Annotated in this window: 10 protein-coding genes and 3 pseudogenes; 3 read left to right on the top strand and 10 right to left on the bottom strand. The window is 35.1% G+C overall.

The genetic code is table 11. The annotated features are described in order from the left end of the window. Positions 1-12: 12 nt before the first annotated feature. The 5 genes and pseudogenes from glnH to BAU27_RS24015 form a co-directional block, all read right to left on the bottom strand. Positions 13-843: a glutamine ABC transporter substrate-binding protein GlnH gene (gene glnH, locus BAU27_RS24040; protein ID WP_071772187.1), complete on the bottom strand. Its 831-nt coding sequence runs from the start codon at positions 841-843 to the stop codon at positions 13-15. A gap of 12 nt (positions 844-855) precedes the next feature. Next, positions 856-1,777: pseudogene (locus BAU27_RS24035) on the bottom strand (amino acid ABC transporter ATP-binding protein). Next, positions 1,722-3,182: an alanine/glycine:cation symporter family protein gene (locus BAU27_RS24025; protein ID WP_071743778.1), complete on the bottom strand. Its 1,461-nt coding sequence runs from the start codon at positions 3,180-3,182 to the stop codon at positions 1,722-1,724. Before BAU27_RS24025 ends, BAU27_RS24035 begins: the two are co-directional and overlap by 56 nt. Before the next feature lie 159 nt (positions 3,183-3,341). Further along, the gene (locus BAU27_RS24020; protein WP_071772185.1) at positions 3,342-4,313 is read right to left on the bottom strand and encodes a phosphotransferase enzyme family protein; all 972 of its coding nucleotides are present in this window, start codon (positions 4,311-4,313) and stop codon (positions 3,342-3,344) included. Positions 4,314-4,336: 23 nt separating this feature from the next. After that, entirely contained in the window at positions 4,337-5,023 is a 687-nt protein-coding gene (locus tag BAU27_RS24015) for a CPBP family intramembrane glutamic endopeptidase (protein ID WP_071772184.1), read from the bottom strand. A gap of 195 nt (positions 5,024-5,218) precedes the next feature. On the opposite strand from BAU27_RS24015, the pseudogene BAU27_RS24010 reads away from it, so the two are divergent. Next, positions 5,219-5,416, top strand: a pseudogene (locus tag BAU27_RS24010) (hypothetical protein); the annotation flags it as partial. Between the two features lie 118 nt (positions 5,417-5,534). Here the strand turns inward: BAU27_RS24010 and treC are convergent. The 3 genes from treC to treR all read right to left on the bottom strand — a co-directional run bounded on the left by treC (position 5,535) and on the right by treR (position 9,610). Beyond that, positions 5,535-7,196, bottom strand: a complete 1,662-nt coding sequence (gene treC, locus BAU27_RS24005; RefSeq protein ID WP_071772183.1) for an alpha,alpha-phosphotrehalase — start codon at positions 7,194-7,196, stop codon at positions 5,535-5,537. A gap of 13 nt (positions 7,197-7,209) precedes the next feature. Beyond that, positions 7,210-8,637 carry a PTS system trehalose-specific EIIBC component gene (treP, locus tag BAU27_RS24000; RefSeq protein ID WP_071772182.1) on the bottom strand — a complete coding sequence of 476 codons (1,428 nt, stop codon included), beginning with the start codon at positions 8,635-8,637 and terminating at the stop codon, positions 7,210-7,212. 262 nt (positions 8,638-8,899) lie between these two features. After that, positions 8,900-9,610 (bottom strand): trehalose operon repressor, encoded by a 711-nt coding sequence (gene treR, locus BAU27_RS23995; RefSeq protein WP_071743784.1) that lies wholly within the window; start codon positions 9,608-9,610, stop codon positions 8,900-8,902. A 450-nt stretch (positions 9,611-10,060) separates the two neighbouring features. Between treR and BAU27_RS23990 the strand changes: the two genes are divergently transcribed. Next, on the top strand, positions 10,061-11,455 hold the full coding sequence (locus tag BAU27_RS23990; protein ID WP_071743785.1) for an amino acid permease: 1,395 nt from the start codon (positions 10,061-10,063) through the stop codon (positions 11,453-11,455). Positions 11,456-11,488: 33 nt separating this feature from the next. Here the strand turns inward: BAU27_RS23990 and BAU27_RS23985 are convergent. After that, positions 11,489-13,173 (bottom strand): annotated as a pseudogene (locus BAU27_RS23985) (putative bifunctional diguanylate cyclase/phosphodiesterase). A gap of 690 nt (positions 13,174-13,863) precedes the next feature. Further along, the gene (locus tag BAU27_RS23980; protein ID WP_071772181.1) at positions 13,864-14,184 is read right to left on the bottom strand and encodes a cobalt transporter; all 321 of its coding nucleotides are present in this window, start codon (positions 14,182-14,184) and stop codon (positions 13,864-13,866) included. Positions 14,185-14,573: 389 nt separating this feature from the next. Here BAU27_RS23980 and BAU27_RS23975 point away from each other — a divergent pair, with 389 nt between their 5' ends. Next, a complete protein-coding gene (locus tag BAU27_RS23975) occupies positions 14,574-16,103 on the top strand; it encodes a cardiolipin synthase (RefSeq protein WP_071772180.1) in 1,530 nt (509 codons plus the stop codon). Positions 16,104-16,227 lie beyond the last annotated feature (124 nt).

Here is a 16,227-nt window from a genome sequence, read left to right as displayed (position 1 = left end):
GTTAGTTTCACTTTATTTTTCTTGTTTTTGACCGATCCATTTTTCATATAATTTATCGTATTCTCCATTAGCTTTCATATCTTTTAATAAACTATTAATCTCTTTTGTTAAATCCTCTGCACCCTTTTGCACTGCAATTCCGTACGGTTCATCCGTGAAAATTTTCCCTACAACTTCATAATTAGAATCTTGTTTTGCCATTCCATAAAGAATTGCATTATCTGTCGTTAAAACATCACCTTTTCCTGCTTTTAACGCTGTAAACGCCTCACTGTAATTTTCAAATTCTAATACAGTCGATTCTGGTGATTTTTGACGTATATTATTTGTAGACGTTGAACCTTTTACAGCTAACACTTTCACACCTTTTTTCACATCATCAATACTTTTAATATCGCTCCCTTTTTTCACAAGTAACGATTGCCCCGCTTTAAAGTATACATCTGAAAAATCCACTTCTTTTTTACGCTCTTCCGTAATTGTCATTGTCGCGATAATTGCATCAATATCACCATTTTTCAGTAGTGGAATACGTGTTTTAGATGTTACTTCTTTCAGCTCTAGTTTCTTTTCGTCCCCAAGAATTTTTTTCGCAAGTGCCTTCGCGATATCAACATCGAATCCTTCTACCTGCCCTGTTGAAGGATTTTTCAGCCCAAATAAATTCGTATCATTCTTCACCCCAACTACTAATTTCCCGCGCTTCTTAATTTGCTCAACAGCTCCGCCTTGCTTCGTATTCGTTTCTTTCGCCTCTTCTTTTTTACCCCCGCATCCAGCAACAATAAGTACGAATAAACATGAGAATACGATTAGGGTAAACAACTTTTTCATCTTAAACATGAAATTCCTCCTTTAATGATTTAATACCCGGCTTAAAAATAGACGTGCTCTTTCTTGTTCAGGATTTGCAAAAAATTGTGCTGGTGTTGTATCTTCGATAATTTGACCGTCATCCATAAATAAAACCCTATCTGCTACCTCACGTGCAAATCCCATCTCATGTGTGACAACAACCATCGTCATTCCTTCTTTAGCCAACGCTTTCATAACATCAAGCACTTCTCCGATCATCTCTGGATCAAGGGCAGACGTTGGCTCATCAAACAACATAATTTTTGGCTGCATTGCAAGCCCTCTTGCAATCGCTACCCTTTGCTGTTGACCTCCTGATAATTGATGCGGATATACACTAGCCTTCTCCGGAATTCCTACTTTCTCTAAATAAAACATCGCTGTTTTCTCAGCTTCCTCTTTCGAAACTTTATTTACTTTCATTGGTGCTAATGTAATATTTTGAAGCACTGTTTTATGTGGGTATAAATAAAAGTGTTGAAAGACCATCCCAATATTTCGGCGTAATTCATTCATATCCGTTTTCTTATTGTGTACCTCTGTATTTTGTACAATTAATTCTCCGTCTGTAATTGTCTCTAATTGATTTATACACCGAAGCAATGTACTTTTTCCTGATCCTGAAGGCCCGACAACTACTACCACTTCACCCTTTTTCACTTGCACATTAATATTTTTCAAAACTTGGAAGTTACCATAATATTTATTTACATTACGAAACTCTATCAACATACTCCCCCCTTCCCCTAAACAAAGCATGTACATTCTTTTTATATTCAAAAATAGGCAAAAAAATAACTTTCAGCTTCATTTTGTCCATAAAAAAGAGCAAAGGGATTTCCCTTTGCTCTTTCATTTCTATTCTCTTAAGATACTTCTTCTTTCTTGTCTTTCCCGTATTCATGCTCCCAGAAATCAGCATTTTTAATTCCTAATTTCTGCGGATCGAATACTGGATCTTTTCCTTCTTTTTTCTGCTTTTCATAATCCTTTAATGCAATCAATGCCGGTTTTTGTAATAATAAAATCGCAATAATGTTAACCCATGCCATAATTCCTACACCAATATCTCCTAAAGCCCATGCTGTTGCTGCTGTTTTTACACAACCGTAGAATACAACTCCTAAGAATACAAACTTTAGTACGATAGACATCCAAGGACGGTCTTTATCACGATTTAAGTAAGCTATATTCGTTTCTGCAATGTAGTAATAAGCCATAATTGTTGTAAATGCGAAGAATAGTAGAGAGATTGCCACGAAACCGTTTCCAAATCCAGGGAAAACAGATTCTACTGCTGCCTGTGTATAACCGGGACCTGGCTGTGCACCATTTAATTTATTGACGATAAAGTTTTTTCCGCTTGCATCAAATACGTTATACATGCCTGTAATAATCATCATAAATGCTGTTGCTGAACAAACAAATAATGTATCAATGTAAACGGAAAATGCTTGTACTAATCCTTGTTTAGCTGGATGCGATACTTCAGCTGCTGCTGCTGCATGGGCCCCAGTTCCTTGCCCTGCTTCGTTTGAATAAATACCACGTTTTACACCCCAAGAAATTGCTAAACCGATAATCCCGCCAAAAGCCGCTTCTAATGCAAATGCACTTTTTAAAATTAACATGAAAGCGTCTGGTAATTTTTCAATATTCATAGCTACAATTATACAAGCTACTAAAATATAGCCAAGCGCCATAAACGGTACTACAACTTGCGCTACGTTAACAATTCGCTTAACTCCACCAAAAATAATAAGTGCTAATGCCGCTACTAATACCGCTCCGGATACAGAAGTATTAATGCCAAAAGCTGTTTCCAAACTTACAGCAATACTATTCGCCTGAACACCCGGTAACAGCATTCCCGTCGCAAGAATTGTCGCTGCAACGAACACTAATGCGTACCATTTAACACCTAGTCCTTTTTCAATGTAATAAGCAGGTCCACCGCGGAATTGCCCTTGATGCTTCGTCTTATATATTTGTGCAAGCGTCGATTCTACATATGCAGAACCAGCTCCTAAAAAGGCTACCGCCCACATCCAAAATACAGCCCCTGGACCACCAAAGGCAACAGCCGTTGCAACACCGGCAATATTTCCCGTTCCAACGCGCCCTGATAACGAAAGTGCTAACGCTTGGAATGAAGAAACACCCGCATCAGACTTTTCCCCTTGAAATGTAAGCTTCACCATTTCTCCTACATGTCTTACTTGTAAAAACCTCGTTCGAATGGAAAAATATAAGCCTACTCCTAAACATAAATAGACAAGTGCGGGACTCCAAACAATATTATTTATCCAACTTACGATAGCTTCCAACTTTCCCCCTCCTCCTTTATAAAGAATATTCAGAATATATATAAAATTATAAGTGTATACCGAATCTATAACAATATTATTTTAATAAAGTAAACATATTTTTGTATAAAAAAACAAAGTATACATTTATTTTGTATACTTTGTCTCGATCTGGATGTATTATATATTCACAATTGCTTCCTTCTTTATAATTCTTTCATAGAGTTGTTCTGCTAATTCTCGAAAATGATCTGGCATATCTTTCCCTTTAAACTTCTTTTGAAGCGTACCGTATAAACCAATATCACGTAGACGTAAAAATAACGGTAACGATTCATACCAACTATCCGCTAGCCTGTGTTCATATTCGTATCCTTTTCTTAACACTTGTAACTGTTTACGAGCGAATGTCGTCTTCTCCTCCACTGTCCACGGTGTAAAAAGAACCGAGTAATAAAGAACCATTGCTAAATCATGTATAAAGTAATTATAAGCTGCATCATCAAAATCAAAGATTGTTAGCTCTTTTCCATCATAATGAAAATTGCCTGGATGAATATCGCCATGCATAAGGCCGAACGTTTCTCTTTCGATTGGAAGAGCCTTTATTTCATCCATTAATATAGCAGCAATCTCTTTCACTTTCTCATCTTCTAATTCATTAACAATGCTACTTTCGTCCTCTTCCCACGTATCACGGTAGTCAGTTTTAGGATAATTCATTGTAAGGCGATGCAGTTGTCCAATCGCTTTTCCCCACGCTTCAAAGTAAGTATCTCCCCAATAAGGTGATTCTTCTCCTTTTACTTGCTCACCTTTTGCGTATGTAAATAAAGAAGCGAAAAAGAAAGTCCCATCCTCTGCTACAATTTCTTCTACAAGATTTTGAGATGTTGAGTAAAGTGGTCCTGCTACCTTTGCCCCGTTCTCCGCAACATATCGTAAAAAATCTAGTTCAGCTTCTACCTCTTTTTTAGAACGATGAGAAGAATGCGTTAAACGTAATACGGAATCCTCATCATTTTTATCCTTCGCCTTAAAAATATAATTTTCAAAATCACCAAGTGGGTTTTCTCCCACTGTTACATGAAATTCCTTTGCTGCTCTTGTTAAAATCTCTTTTGTAAAAACTCGTTCTACAGCTATTTCCATATGTATCCCTCCTATATATCTTCTTAATTCGACATAAATGTGAGAAGTACTGCTATGAAATTGAATAACGCGTGGGCAACCATAGCTGATAAAATAGAATTTGTTTTCTCATATAACCATGCGAATACTACGCCGCTTAAAAAATTCACCGGTAATGTGTTATATGTTGGGATATGAACAACAGTAAATATTATTGAACTTATAAGCATACCGCCCCATATACCATATCTATCACGAAAAAATGTATAAAAAACACCTCTATATAAAATCTCTTCATAGATTGGTGATATAACCGCCGCTCCAATTACCGCGATACAGAACGAATATATTGATTTATCCTTTTGGACCGTCTCCGTTTTACTATTTTCAAAAGAAATCCCCAGTTTCTCCATTATCATTAATACTCCAATACTAACTACAATCAAAGAAATAACCGCTACAAATGTCCACAATAAATCTTTCCATGAAAGCTTCCGAATTCCAATATCTTTCCACGACAGTTTATATCTTTTTATGCAAAAAAGATAAACTACAAACGTAAATATCACTGCCATTATAAGTCCCATTAATACTCCAGCATATAATGAGTTCCCTATTATTTTTAAAGCATACTCAAAAAAAAGAGATTCAACTGTTACTGGAACAATAATGAATACAAACATAAATAAATATAAGATTTCTTTCCATCCCCACATATACCTCAAAGTCATCTATACCATCCCCTATATCCTATTTTCTTTAGTATAAAAGATGACGTAACGTAACTTTCAAGCTAATTTCTTAAAAAGAATACAAGCATAATTTTTTCATAAAAAACAAAGATTAACAGTGATAATTTAATCCTAAAAGGGGTGGACAATGTGACAGAACAAAACAATAACCAACAGACGAATAAAACGAAGCCTATGTTTCCATCACTTGCGGAAAATATTAATTACATTGAAAACAAGCTCTCTCATTCCGATGATATAAAAAAATTAGATGTTCCTTTTCAAAATGGAAAAGGAACAATCTTATATATCGAATCTTTAACAGACCCCAATTTAATTCACCAATTAGCTCTTGAACCACTATTAACTCGATTTGATTTGTCTATGGAAGAAAAAAAATTGGAATAAAGATTATGCAAAAGTGAAGTTCAAACCAGAAGTAGAAGTAGATATTTTATATAGCGGTGTCTTAAAATAAAACAGTTGTATGCCTCGCGGGCATACAACTGTTTTATTTTGTGTATCGATATACAATTGATTCATAAGGTCTTAAGTTAAGATTTGTAATATCCTTGCTTGAATCTTTATAATTTGACAATAATACTTCTTGTTTCATCCCATCTAATTGAACATTACCTGGTACAGAATATGTTATTTCTTCTCCATAGAAGTTATTTATAACAAGTAATACTTCATTATTTACAGTACGTGTATACGCCCAAATCTTAGGATGATTTTCATCTAAAACATCATATTTTCCGTCTGTAATTATATCGTATTTTTTTCTAAGTTCAATTAACTTTTTATAATGATAAAATACAGATTCATTATCTTCTAATGCCTTCTCTACGTTTATCTCTTTAAAATTTTCAGCTACAGAGATCCAAGGCGTACTTGTTGTAAAACCGCTGTTCGCCTCTTCATTCCACTGCATCGGAGTACGGGAGTTGTCACGAGATTTTTGTTTTAAAATTCCTATAATCTCTTCTTTAGATAAGCCTTCTTCTTGTTTTATATCATATATATTTAACGATTCCACATCACGATATTGTTCGATAGACTCAAAATTAGGATTCGTCATACCGATTTCTTCGCCTTGATAAATGTAAGGTGTGCCTTGCAACATATGCATAGCCGTTGCTAACATTTTTGCAGATTCATTTCGGTACTTTCCATCATTACCAAAGCGTGACACAATGCGAGGCTGGTCATGATTACACCAGAATAATGCATTCCATCCCCCGCCCTTTTGCATTTCAATTTGCCAATTAGACATAATCTCTTTTAATTTAATAAAATCAAACTCAGCCTTCGTCCACTTATCACCATTTGGATAATCTACTTTTAAATGATGGAAACTAAACGTCATACTTAGTTCATTGCGCCCAGGGTTTGAATATTTAATACAATTATCAATTGTCGTAGATGACATTTCTCCAACTGTAATTACATCTTTCCCTTCAAACACATTTCGGTTCATCTCTTGTAAATATTCATGAACACGCGGACCATCTGTATAATATTTACGGCCATCACTTGTCGCCGTACTTCCGTCATCATTTAAGAACTGTTGATCTTTTGAAATTAAATTAATAACATCTAATCGGAATCCAGTTACCCCTTTCTCAAGCCAAAAGCGCATCATATCATATACTTCTTCACGAAGCTTTTCATTTTCCCAATTTAAATCAGCTTGTGTCTCATCAAATAGATGTAAATAATATTGCTTAGTCTGCTCATCATACTTCCAAGCAGACCCACCAAACTTAGACTGCCAATTATTCTTTTCATCACGCCAAATATAGTAATTACGATACGGACTATTTTTATCTTCTTTTGCTTCTTTAAACCACTTATGCTTCGTCGAACTATGGTTTACAACGATATCGAGCATAATTTCAATGTCACGTGCTTTCGCTTCTTCTAAAAGCTCTTCAAACTCTTCCATCGTTCCGTAAGATGGATCAATACTGTAATAATCACTTACATCGTACCCATTATCATTTTGTGGTGATTCGTATATCGGTGTTAACCAAATATAATCTACTCCAAGTTCTTTTAAATAATCTAGTTTCTCTGTAACCCCTTTTATATCACCGGTTTCTTTATTGTAATAACTATTAAAGCTCTTCGGATAAATTTGATAGACTACACTTTTATGCCAATCCTTCATGCTTAACTTCCTCCTACTTCTGTTTAACTCTTTTTGCAAATAACCATGTTAACGTAAATGGGATTACAATTGCGATAATCATTCCTACAACAAACATTGGAATCGATTTCGGAATGATAGAAATAAATGCTGGCAATCCGCCAATTCCGATAGCAGGTGCTAATACACCATTTAATGTAATGAATATCGCTGCCACAGCAGATCCTATAATCGCTGCATAGAACGGGAATTTATTTCGTAAATTCACACCAAACATCGCTGGCTCTGTAATACCGAAGTACGCTGAAATTGCTGATGTCGATGCCATACTTTTATCATTTTGATTTTTAGAAATCCAGAACATTGCTAGTGCCGCACTACCTTGTGCAATGTTAGAAAGAGCAATCATCGGCCAAATGAATGTACCGCCGTGTTGTGCAATTAATTGTAAGTCAATGGCAATAAACATATGATGCATACCTGTAATTACGAGCGGTGCATATAATGCTCCAAATAATACTGCTCCAACTACTGGTACTGTTTCATATACACCTACTAATCCAGCTGTTAATAAATCTCCAATATGACGTGTAACTGGACCGATAATTCCCAATGCTAACACACCTGTCACAACGATTGTTGTAATTGGTACAACTAATAATTGAATCGCATTTGGTACATGTTTCTTTAAAAAGATTTCCACTTTACTTAAGACAAATGCCGCTACTAAAACCGGTAGGATTTGACCTTGATATCCTACCTTTTCAATTTGAAATAATCCTAAAATATCGAAGTACTCAATCTTTTGTCCCTCTAAACCAGTCGCTGCTTTTCCATAATCCCACGCGTTTAATAAGGCCGGATGCACAAGCATTAATCCCATAACAATCCCGAGTATCGGACTACCACCAAAACGCTTCGTTGCTGACCAACCGACAAGTGCTGGTAAGAATACGAACGCTGTATTGGCCATCATATTAATTAAATCCCAAAGCCCTCCTAAGTTCGGATAAACATCTAATAAATTTTTACCATCAAAAAATAAGTCCTTTGCCCCTAATAAATTGTTAATCCCCATCAGTAAACCAGCTGTTACAATCGCTGGTAATATCGGCATAAATACATCTGAAAATACTTTTACAAATTTTTGAGCTGGATTTAACTTTTGGTTTCCAGAATCTTTTACGTCAGCTACTGTCGATTCCTCCATACCTGCAAGCGTTATCAATTCAGCGTAAACACGATCTACGTCCCCTGGACCGATTACAATTTGAAATACCCCAGCGTTATGAAACGCTCCTTTCACTAATGAAACAGACTGCAATTTATCATTATCTATTTTACTTTCATCTTTTAAAGCGATACGGAGCCTCGTTACACAGTGCGCAGCTTGTTCAATATTGTCTTTCCCACCAATGTACTGCAACACTTCTTCTGCTGTCTTACGATAGTCTTTCCCCATATTCCCGTCCCTCTTTTCTGTTTTTGATACCGTTTACACTTACATATTAACTCGTATATATAAGTTAGTCAACACTCGTATATACGAGTTGGTGATTTTTTTATAAAGTGAAACTTTAATCAGCCCTCACTAATCGGGCGTTTACGGGCAGCGGGGCTTCCACCTAACTTCTTGGCTCCTGCCGAATTTTGAGGGGGGATTTTTACTGCCCGCAAATAGCGGGATAAATAAAGAGATGGAACGATTATTTCGCTCCATCTCTTTATTTTCTTCGCGCCACATCCGAAAAGTGAAAAATATCTAAACGGTGACGTGATTCCGTATATTCGAACTGACTCCCATCGTATAAATGAGTAAAGTTTTTTACAACGACAACATAGTCTGTTCCATTTAAGTCTAAATACTTTCGGTCATCATCTGTACATGGTTGTACTTCAATTACCCTCTGTGAATAGCTAATATGTAGCTCTAATTCTTTCTCAATGTATTTATAAATCGATGCAGTTGCAATTTCTCTCGTTAATCCTGGAATATATTCCGATACAAAATGGTTTATATCTAAAATTACTTTTTCTCCATCAATATTTCGTACACGCTTAATATGATCTATTTCCGTTTTTTCTTTCACGTTTAATAACTTGGCTACCTCTTTTGTCGCTTTTACTTTCTCCATTTCCACGACTTCTGTAATACAATGACGTCCTAAACGCTCATTTTCTTCTTGAAAACTTACTATGCCGCCAAAATTAAACTCAATGTTTTTTCGCTTTAAAACAAAAACACCTTTTCCATGTATTTTTTGAACATATCCACGCTCTTGCAATAAATCTACCGCTTTTCTTACAGTGCCTCGGCTTGCTTCATACTGCCTCATTAATTCAGTTTCTGATGGGATTTTGCATCCCTCTTTTAATTGTTTATTATCAATAGACTTACTGATTTCTGTATAAATTTGTTCATACTTACTCATCATCTACAATAGCCCCTTGTCACCTTCTAATTCTATATGTATTATACCACGCTACACTCTTCTGCCAATCTCTCACTTATTTTCCAGTACAAGAAAAATATAGGTAAATATTTAACCGATGATACGTATTTTTATAAAAAAATTTATATTTTTCTTTTCATTCAAAAAAACATGTAGTATACTAACTTCAAAATCAGAGGAGAAAGGGAGCAAAGAACTATGCTTACTTATACAACAATTGTAGTTACATTTGCACAAAAACATCATCATCATACTTAACCCTTGAAACCTAGCGGAAAAATTACGCGTAGGTACAAGGGTTATTCCCATTGTACCTACGCTTTGGCAAAGAGCCATGTAGGTATTTTTTATCTACATGGCTCTTTTTTTATTGCCAAAAAGCTAGTAAAAAATGATGTTTAAGCAAAACTTACTACAAAGGAGTTAACAAAAATGGAAACGAAAAAATGGGGATTATGGATTTTAACAGCTTTTGTTATCGGAAATATGGTTGGCGGTGGCGTATTTATGCTCCCAGCAAACTTAGCACACGTATCAGGTCCAATGGGTTCTACACTTGCATGGAGTATTACAGGTTTTGGTGTATTTATGATTGCACTCGTATTTGGAAATTTAGCAATTCGAAAACCAGAATTAAAAGCCGGACCACAAAGTTATGCCCAAGCAATGTTTACATCCAAAAAGGCAGGTAAAGTTGCAGGGTATAGTATGGCTTGGGGATATTGGGCTGCTAACTGGGCTGCTACAGCATCTGTTATTATTTCCTTTGCTGGATACTTATCAACATTCTTTCCAGTTTTACAAAGTAAGCAAATTCTCTTTTCAACAAACGGATTTTCACTAGAACTTGGAAAAGGGTTAACTTTCCTCGTATGTAGCCTTATGTTATGGGGAATTCAATATATTCTTTCTCAAAATATTGATCGCGCTGGTAATATGAATCTTCTTGCAACAATCGCAAAAATCATCGGATTTACAATGTTTATTGTAATCACATTATTCATTTTCAATGCCTCTAATTTCGGAGACGGACAAACATTTATGAATGAATCTGGACAAGCCATTTCATTAGGGGGACAAATAAATTCAGCTGCTATTGCAACACTTTGGGCGTTCATCGGTATTGAGTCAGCAGTTATGCTTTCTAATCGTGCAAAATCTCAGCGTGATGTTAAAAAAGCAACGATTTTTGGATTAATTATTGCTCTTCTTATTTACATGGCAATTACTCTACTAACAATGGGCGCTCTTCCGCAAGATGTTTTAAAAGAGTCTCAAAAGCCATTAGTAGATGCATTAAATTTAGCAATTGGTACTAAAGGTGCTTATATAATGGCCTTACTTGCACTCGTATCTTTATTCGGTTCTACTGTAGGATGGATCGTTGTTAGCTCAGAAGTACCTTACCAAGCAGCAAAAAATGGGCTTTTCCCTAAGTTTTTCGGAAAAACAAATAAAAAAGGAAGCCCTTCAAAATCATTATTTATTACAAATGTAATGACACAAATTTTCTTATTTTCAACGATTTCTGGTACTGTTTCCGAAGCATATAATTTCGCTATTGTTGTAGCGACATTAGCATATTTAATCCCATACCTTGTTTCTACCTTGTATCAATTAAAATTAGTTATTACGGGGGAAACGTATGATATAATGCCTGGATCTCGAATAAAAGATGGTATCATTACTGCACTAGCATTTTTATATTCCATTTGGGTTATTAAAACAGGAACTGCTGATTTAAAAACGTTCTTCTTAGGAATTGGGTTGTTTGTATTAGGCCTTATTCTTTATCCAATTTTAATGAAAGATTCACAAAAAAAATAAAAAAGGAGAAGCTTTCCGCTTCTCCTTTTTTTATTAAAAGTCAGTTATTAGCTTTTCTTTTAGTTTACCTACATCTAACGGTTTTGCATAATAAAAACCTTGTACAAAGTCACAGCCCATTGATTGTAATAAACTTTCTTGTTCTACCGTTTCTACCCCTTCAGCAACCACTAATAAATTTAAACTATGGGCAATTTCAATAACCGATTTTACAATCGTTCGCTCAGGTTGTGCATGATCATAATGAAACTCACGAATAAAATTACGATCAATTTTTACAATATCAAGTGGGAGTTTTTTTAAATAATATAATGAGGAATACCCTGTTCCGAAATCGTCTAAAGCAATTAAAATCCCCATACTTCTTAATTCTTGTAATGTAGCAATAATATAATCAAAATGACGTACAGCTATACTTTCTGTTATTTCTAATATTAAACGACTTGGTGGAAATCCTGTTCGCTTCAATATACTACGAACAGATAAAATAAATCGCTTTTGCATCAATTGTTGTATTGATAAATTAACAGATAACTTCAGTCCCTCTTGATACTCTGGTAAAGTTTTAAACAATCGACATGACTTTTCTAGTACCCAGTCTCCTAGTTTTATAATAAGTCCACACTCTTCAGCTACAGGTATAAATTCACTTGGTGAAATAGGACCTTCTTCTGTATTACAACGTACTAAAGCCTCAATACCAGTACATTTCATTGTTTTCAAATCAATAATGGGCTGTAATGCCACTTTTAATTCTTCATCACGAATTCTATTTTCATTCTACGGTTTATTTTCGCACGTAATTCATCTGTAAAGAAGCACGCCGCATTTCTTCCTTGCTCTTTCGCACTATACATGGCTAAATCCGAATTTTCCAATAACGTTTCCACGTCTTTTCCATCTTGCGGATAGGAACAAAGTCCTAGACTAGCTGAAATATATATTTCATGACCTTCAAGCATAAATGGCGCTTGAAAGCATGACAACACGGATGTCGCTAACTGCCCCATCCCATCATGTGTATGAGTTTTTGTTAACAGCACAAATTCGTCGCCACCCAGCCTAGCCAGAACATCTTCCTCTCCTAGCACATAATGCAACCGTGAAGCAACTTCGCTTAAAAGTAAATCTCCTATCATATGACCTAACGTATCATTCACTAATTTAAAACGATCTAAATCAAAGTAAATCATGCCAAACTCTATTTTCTCTGCAATCATCTTATTTACAGTCGTAATTAACTGTAAACGGTTTGGTAAACTTGTTAACGTATCATGATAAGCAAGTTCCCTATAACGACTTTCGCTTAATCGTAATCTTTGTTCTGCTTCTTTCCTACTACTTATATCATTTCGAATTGCAATAAATTGATAAGGTTCTCCCTTTTCATTTAAAAATGGAACAATTGTTGTTTTAACCCAATAATACGTACCATCTTTTGCTTGATTTCGAATTTCCCCCGTCCAAACTTTCCCACTCAAAATACGCTTCCATAAAATTTGAAAAAATGCTTTCGGATGATATCCAGAATTTAAAATACGGTGATCTTTTCCTATTAACTCTTCTCTTTTATATTTTGAGATTTTACAAAATTTATCATTCACATATGTAATACGACCATTTCGATCTGTAATAGCAACAATTGAAGACTCATCTAATGCTAATTTTAAATCTCGCAATGAAGAGTCATATAATGCATGACCTCTTTGTTCTAGCATGCGCACCTCTCCTTGCTTCCTATCTGACTAAAACACAACTTGTTTCTCTTCATAGAAATAGAGATATTTCATCTTCTAACAATATGCCTTTACATAAATCACAAATTTTTTCTAAATAGACCAATTAAAATAACATAATATTATTTATAAAAAAAGCAATATGGTGCTATTTTAATGATAGTAGAAGCTTCTCATCTCTCTGTTTATCTAAATTTATTATACCGTATTCTCTTATATTCTTTTAATTTTTAAAGTGACAATTTCATCAATATTAGCCTCTAATCCCTATTAATATAGCCTCACACCTAATCTCCTTTATTTCATGAAATGTTAAGATGTAAATCCAACTGCCGATACATAATAAAATAGAGATTAAATTACAAGATGCAACTATTCACGAATAATAATATAAAGTGAAACTTTAATCAGTGGGGGTTTTGTTCATCATCCACTGATTATTGGCCTTCACCAATCGGGCGTTTACGGGAAGCAGGGCTTCCACCTAACTTCTTTGTTCCATCTGAATTTTGAAGTGGGAGTTTTACTGCCCACAAATAGCGGGATAAAATCAAGATTTACATTTAATACATTGAATTACAATAATAAAATATTAACATATTTCCACCTTAATTTTGGAAGTATTTTATAAATATAGTATTAAACTAAAAAAGAGGATATCCTCTTTTTAGTTTAATACTGATATGGTATTTGCTGATAACCTGGGTATGGCACTGGATATGGTGCTGGATATGTTACTGGGTACGGTGCTGGGTAGTAGCCTCCACCTGCTGCACCCGTTAATGCGCCAGCTGTAAGTCCACCTAACACGCCTCCAGCAAAACTTCCCGGGAAAAATCCACCGCCCCATGAGCCGCCACCCCAGCCACCACCGTGATGATGATGATGATGATCATAATGATTGTGTCCTCCATGGTGATTATGTCCGCCATTATGATGGTGCCCTCCATGATTATGACGATAATACAATCCGTTATTTTCTATATAATTCATTATTCCCCTCTCCTTTCCATTTTCTCACCTTAATAGGTATTGTATGAATAGTACGGACTTTGTTGGTAACCTATATAATAAGAAAAATCCGCGTAATATGGATAATCATATCCTGGGCTTCATAATGCACCTGCTACAAATCCAGGAAAGAAACCTCATTCTCTTTCCTATATAAGGGGCAAGGTTTTTGTCCCTCCTACACTGATCATTAACCAGCAAATAATGGGATAAAAACGTAACAATATACTGTATGTAGGACAAATGCGGAAAGCATGGGGAAAATGTCTATATTTTGTAAAAAAAACAAAACGCTTTATAATAAGAATGTCGGATTACACCTTTTATATAAGAAGTCTATATTTAAGAAAGATTAGAGGAATTTTATAGAAATGAAGAAGCCTATCGTTCAATTATTATTAATATTTACAATTGTATCTATCGTTCTTTTCCTTTTAAATACATCGGTTATTTCGCTATATACATTTGTAGGTGTCCTATGGTCTATTACAATCGTAGGAATTTCATTCGTTATTTTTATCGAAAATAGATCACCCCAAAGCACCTTAGCGTGGTTTTTAGTATTAGCACTTCTTCCTGTTGTCGGTGTGCTTTTATACTCTATTTTTGGGCGTAGCCGTTGGAGAAGAAAAAAACACCTCCACCGCTCAGAAGAACAAAGAAAATTATTCCGTGAAATTTTAGAAGGACGACGACTGGAATTGTCACTCACAGTTCCTTTACATGAACGTTCCGTACATTTAACAGAAGTCGTACAAAAATTTGGAGGCGGTCCTGCCGCAGATAGAACAACCACAAAACTTTTAACAAACGGAGATCAAACATTTTCAGAAATTCTGCAAGCTATTGAGCATGCAAAACACCATATACATATTCAATACTATATTTATAAATCTGATGAGATTGGTACAAAAGTTCGGGATGCTTTAATAAAGAAGGCAAAAGACGGTGTTATTGTACGCTTCCTTTATGATGGACTCGGAAGTAACACGTTAAGAAGACGCTTTTTACAGCCTATGAAAGAAGCTGGAATTGAAATTGTAGAATTTGACCCTATTTTTTCAGCTTGGTTGCTTGAAACGGTCAATTATCGTAACCATCGAAAAATCGTTATTGTAGATGGAGAAATTGGTTTTACCGGGGGACTCAACGTCGGTGATGAGTATCTTGGCCGTTCAAAAAAATTCCCCGTTTGGCGAGACAGTCATTTAAAAATAGAAGGAAAAGCATTATATAAATTACAAGCAATCTTTCTAGAAGATTGGCTCTATGCCTCTAGTGGATTAAATAACTATTCTTGGGACCAATTTATGAATAAACAATACTTCCCAGGTAAAGAAGTTTCAGATGCAGAAGGTGCTGTTCAAATTGTAGCAAGTGGACCAAGCTCAGATGATAAAAGTATTCGTAATACATTACTAGCTGTTATGGGATCTGCTAAAAAATCTATTTGGATCGCTACACCATACTTTATTCCAGATCAAGAAACTTTAACATTATTACGCTTAAGTGCAATTTCCGGCATAGATGTACGTATTTTATATCCAGGTAAAAGTGATAGTATTATTAGTGATCAAGCATCTCAATCCTATTTCACTCCACTTTTAAAAGCTGGTGCTTCCATTTACAGTTATAAAGATGGTTTTATGCATGCGAAAATTGTACTCGTTGATGATAAGATTGCAACAATTGGAACAGCAAATATGGATGTACGTAGCTTTGAATTAAATTATGAAATTATTAGTGTACTTTATGAGTCCGAAACCGTTCATGATATTAAACATGATTTTGAAGAAGACTTTAAGCATTCCACTGAGATTAAATGGAACTCGTTCCAAAAAAGAAGTATCAAAAAACGAATATTAGAGTCTTTCATGCGACTCATTTCTCCTTTGCTATAAGCAATCAATATAATATTGATTGCTTTTTCTTTTACATTTTCTCTCTTTCCTTTTCTTTGCATACCATATTAAAACAAGTTATCATAAGATGTATTGCTTTATGAAAATAATGTTAGGTGGGAAA

Origin of the sequence: Bacillus sp. NH11B, assembly GCF_001884205.1 — a bacterium.
In the GTDB taxonomy this organism is placed as follows: Bacteria; Bacillota; Bacilli; order Bacillales; family Bacillaceae_G; genus Bacillus_A; species Bacillus_A proteolyticus.
The sequence above is the reverse complement of the archived record's forward strand: the minus strand, read 5'-3'. Positions and strand labels throughout refer to the sequence as shown.

Excerpts from the sequence above, each read along its gene's own strand:
- glnH (WP_071772187.1), bottom strand. The coding sequence starts at position 843 with ATGTTTAAGATGAAAAAGTTGTTTACCCTAATCGTATTCTCATGTTTA.
- BAU27_RS24020 (WP_071772185.1), bottom strand. The coding sequence starts at position 4,313 with ATGGAAATAGCTGTAGAACGAGTTTTTACAAAAGAGATTTTAACAAGA.
- BAU27_RS24015 (WP_071772184.1), bottom strand. The coding sequence starts at position 5,023 with ATGACTTTGAGGTATATGTGGGGATGGAAAGAAATCTTATATTTATTT.
- treC (WP_071772183.1), bottom strand. The coding sequence starts at position 7,196 with ATGAAGGATTGGCATAAAAGTGTAGTCTATCAAATTTATCCGAAGAGC.
- treP (WP_071772182.1), bottom strand. The coding sequence starts at position 8,637 with ATGGGGAAAGACTATCGTAAGACAGCAGAAGAAGTGTTGCAGTACATT.
- treR (WP_071743784.1), bottom strand. The coding sequence starts at position 9,610 with ATGATGAGTAAGTATGAACAAATTTATACAGAAATCAGTAAGTCTATT.
- BAU27_RS23990 (WP_071743785.1), top strand. The coding sequence starts at position 10,061 with ATGGAAACGAAAAAATGGGGATTATGGATTTTAACAGCTTTTGTTATC.
- BAU27_RS23980 (WP_071772181.1), bottom strand. The coding sequence starts at position 14,184 with ATGAATTATATAGAAAATAACGGATTGTATTATCGTCATAATCATGGA.
- BAU27_RS23975 (WP_071772180.1), top strand. The coding sequence starts at position 14,574 with ATGAAGAAGCCTATCGTTCAATTATTATTAATATTTACAATTGTATCT.